Source organism: Paraeggerthella sp. (genome assembly GCF_048427265.1).
Lineage (GTDB): Bacteria > Actinomycetota > Coriobacteriia > Coriobacteriales > Eggerthellaceae > Paraeggerthella > Paraeggerthella hominis.
Genome location: NZ_DBFOSR010000080.1, coordinates 1 through 2,679 on the forward strand (window position 1 = coordinate 1; position 2,679 = coordinate 2,679).

Genomic DNA, 2,679 nt, shown 5'->3' on the forward strand with positions numbered 1-2,679 from the left:
CCGTATGCCCGACCACGGTCGCCTGACCGGTGGTGCCGGAAGACGCGTGGATGCGGGACACCTCTTTCTGGCCGACGGCGAACAAGCCGCGAGGATAGGCGTCGCGCATGTCCTGCTTGACAACGAAGGGGAAGTTCGACAGGTCTGCGAGGCTCTTGAGATCGCCCGGCTCGATGCCGGCTTCCTTAAAGGACTTCTGATAGAACTCGACGTTGTCGTAGGCGTGTTGAACGGTTTTCTTCATGCGCTCGAGCTGCAACTCGCGGAGCCGCTCGAAGGGCATGGTCTCGATTTCGGGCTGGTAGTACACCTTGGGAATCACCTCTCCTGCTGTTGCAAACGGATATCGAGCGGCGGGCCGCTCGTTTAGGCGTTGGTCTCGTCGCTTGGGGACTCGGGGCCCTTCACCACGACTTCCGTCACGGGATCGTACACGGAATAGAACGGGTCCTCGTGCAGGATGCCGCTGTCTTCGCTCTTCACCGTGCGGACAACCGTGATCTTGCGTCCGTCGGTTCCGCGCGTTTTGACGTAGCTCGAACCGGGTGCGAGCGACTCGTCGACCTTTGTCTTGGTCGCGTAGTGCTTGCCTTCGCTCCATTCGCCCGTGGTCGAAACGACCTGGTAGCCGGGATCAACACCATACAGTGTAGCCGTTACGGACCCATCCGCACAAGAAAGACGAACTAAAACATCGCTTGCGCCGTCGTTTTCCCACACGAGATCCAAATCGGGCCAGCTGACGGCCGCATCGCGACCGGCGGGATAGCTCGATATGTACAGCGAGTGGTTGTGACGGGTTTTCACGGGGTAGCCGGCTTCGTACACCGCGTTGAACATAGTGGTGGCAACCTGGCAGATGCCGCCGCCGACCGCATCGTTGTACTGCCCGTCTATGATGGCGCCGGCCCCCAAAAAGCCCTTCTCCTCGTTGCACTCCCCCGCCGTCTGGTTGAACGACCACGAACCTCCGGGCTTGACGATGGAGTTCGACAGCAGCTGGGAAACCAAGTTGATGTTGTGGTTGCGGTTCTCGGTGCCGACTCCGGTGGTGAACTCGGTGGTGTAGGACGCTATCGTTCCCACGATGCCGAGGTCTACGGCCTCGTCGAACGACAGCGTTGCGGGGGCCGGGCCTTCGGCAATGGGAACTTGCACGGCAGCGTCTGCAGCCGATGAGTCCTGAGGCTCCGCCGAAGCTTTGCCGTGTTCGCCGAAGAGCGCGTCGTTGAGCTGGCGAACCGCATCGGAAACCAAGGGCATGGTGCCGGTTCCGTCCGTTTTGACGGTTACGTCGCTGCCGTTCGCTTCGAAGGTCACATGAACCGGATCGCTCTTGTCGATCTTTTCCACATGCATGAGCAACGAGGGTTTTGCGCGCGATTCGTCCACGAACGCGGTCAGCGCGAATCCCCCTTCGCGCTCGTCGATGCGCGTTGCGATCCAGTCTCCCATGTCGGCCGCAGAAGCGCTCCAAGCGGAATCCCCGTAGGCGAAGCGCGCCCCGTCGCCGATGGCGCGGTTCACCGCATCGGCCACCCGTTGAGCAGCCTGAGCGTCAATGCGCAGCGGCGCGTGCTCCGCGTGCGCGATAAAGGAGCCCTGCCCGTTTTCCTGAGCCAGCAGCACCCGGTCAAGCTCCTTTTTGAAAGCGGCGCGATCGACCATGGATCCGTCGTAGCCTTCGGTCACCGATGCGACTCCGTCGGTGACGGCCACGTTGAAGTCCACGCGCGGCTTTCCTATGGTTGCGTCGATGTCGGAAGCAAGCTGCTCCAAAGGGTCTGCGCCGTAGTCGGCGCGAGGGTCGATCGAGCGTCCGGCGAAAAGCGCCGCGATGCGCGCGAAGAATCCGCCGTCGCTGCGCCCGACCTCGACAGCCTCTTCGGCTAGAGCGCGCGCGGGAAGCGTCGCCCCTAGGCTCGACGCGTCGGTCGGCCACGCGAGCTTGTTCGCCTGAGCCTCCTCGACCGCAAGCTGTTCGGCAAGCGCCGCGTTTTGGGCTGCGGCCATTTCGTCGTTGACGCGCGCTTCCGCATCTTCGTTCGCGTAGACGACCGCACTGCTCGAAGCCAGGCGCGGGGCGTAGGTTTGATCGATCAACGCCTCGATCTCGTCTGCGGTCTTTCCCGAAGCGTCAACCTCGCCCACGCGAACCCCCGGATAGGCCTTGCCGTAGTTCAAGCCGAAATCGACAACGCCTCCCACAAGGATGACGGCGGCGGCCACCAGGCAGACGAGCGCAACGCGACTGCGCGACGCAAGCGAGATCGTCGCGCGCAGAAGGGCGAGCAAAGCCGTGCCCAGCAGGCCGACCAGGGCAAGCAACGCGCGCCCGAGAACGCGCAAGATTCGCAGAACGAGGCTTTCGCTCGACGAGGAGCGCGGCGCATCCTTTGTCCAAAGCGAGGGGGCGTTGTAGGCGCCCGCGCTTCTGCTTCGAGATCTATTGGAAGAAGCAGGTCGGCCTGAAGACGCTCGGGACGAACGCGGCGAACGCCCAGCATCTCGGCCCGTCTGCGGGCGCGACGATCGCCCGGAAGCCTCGCGGCGATCGGGTGCGCGATTCGGACGCGGCTGCCTTGGAGCGCCTCCCTGCCTGCGCGCTGGTTCTCTGGGCGTACGTCGATCCATCCGCTATCGTCCGCCCTCCGGCGTTGCGCCTTTGGCCTCGCGCAG

At 63.6% G+C, this 2,679-nt stretch carries 2 protein-coding genes; both read right to left on the reverse strand.

Features of this window, described 5'->3' with window-relative positions; genetic code table 11:
• A partial coding sequence (locus ACMNI9_RS07435) for a phenylacetate--CoA ligase family protein (RefSeq protein WP_418831412.1) occupies positions 1-322 on the reverse strand: 322 nt, incomplete at its 3' end.
• Between the two features lie 44 nt (positions 323-366).
• Positions 367-2,328, reverse strand: a complete 1,962-nt coding sequence (locus ACMNI9_RS07440; protein ID WP_418831413.1) for a VanW family protein — start codon at positions 2,326-2,328, stop codon at positions 367-369.
• Positions 2,329-2,679 lie beyond the last annotated feature (351 nt).